The organism is Actinoplanes sp. NBRC 103695 (assembly GCF_030269485.1).
Lineage (GTDB): Bacteria > Actinomycetota > Actinomycetes > Mycobacteriales > Micromonosporaceae > Actinoplanes.
This window is the reverse complement of the sequence record NZ_BSTL01000111.1, coordinates 1-1,039: the sequence shown is the minus strand read 5'-3', so window position 1 is coordinate 1,039 and position 1,039 is coordinate 1. Positions and strand designations below refer to the sequence as shown.

Genomic DNA, 1,039 nt, shown 5'->3' with positions numbered 1-1,039 from the left:
AATAAGGGGTTCGGCCCGAGGCTGGGTCTGGCGGAGATCGACGATCTTGCCCGTGTGCGGCGTGTCGCGCGGACACGAGGAAGGGCCTCCGGTACGAGCAAAGGCGACTAAACCAGCAGCTCGTTACACCGAAGGCCCAACCCTGTCTGTATACCTCGTCGCTGGGACCGGCACGTCGTCGGCCCCGGCCACCCTCGCCGATCATTTACCGACGCGCAGGCCACGGCATTACCCGTCGGACACCAGCGACATCGAATGGGCGATCCTTGCCCCGCACGTGCCCGCCGGCAGCGGTCGCGGACGCCCGATCACCTACCCGCGACGCGATGTGGTGGACGCGATCCGCTATCTCGACCGGACCGGCTGCCAATGGGACGCGCTGCCCGCTGACTTCCCGCATCCGAAACTTGTCTACCACTACTTCAAAACCTGGACCACCGACGGCACCCTGACCCGCATGCACAACCACCTGCGCGAAAAGGTCCGCCAGCAGGTCGAACACCGTGACACGCAACCGACCGCTGCGCTGGTCGACTCCCAGAGCCTGCGCGGCGCCGAGACCATCGCCCGCAGCGACCGCGGCTACGACGCCGGCAAAAAGATCAACGGCCGGAAACGCCACATCGCCGTCGACACCTGCGGACTACTACTCGCCGTGCTGGTCACCGGGGCCGGCGTGCAGGACCGCGACGGCGCCCGACCGCTGCTCTGGGCGCTGCACACCTGCTTCCCCGGCATCCGACTGGTCTGGGCCGACAGCGGCTACGCCGGCCAAGTCGTCGGCTGGGCCGCCGAGCAGCTACGCCTCACCCTGCAGATCGTGGCCAAGCTGACCGGACAAACCACCTTCGTCGTCCTGCACCGCAGGTGGGCGGTCGAGCGCACGTTCTCCTGGATCAACCGATGCCGCAGAACCGTCCGCGACTACGAACGACTACCGCAACATCACGCCGCGATGGTCCAGTGGGCCATGATCAACATCATGACCCGCCGCCTCGCCCGCCACCACGCCACCTGAAACCCTTATTTACCAGGGTCT

Annotated in this window: 1 protein-coding gene; it reads left to right on the top strand. The window is 66.7% G+C overall.

The window, feature by feature from the left end; all coding sequences use genetic code 11:
• The first annotated feature begins 52 nt into the window (after nucleotides 1-52).
• Nucleotides 53-1,018 carry an IS5 family transposase gene (locus QSK31_RS48485; RefSeq protein WP_352244886.1) on the top strand — a complete coding sequence of 322 codons (966 nt, stop codon included), beginning with the start codon at nucleotides 53-55 and terminating at the stop codon, nucleotides 1,016-1,018.
• Nucleotides 1,019-1,039 lie beyond the last annotated feature (21 nt).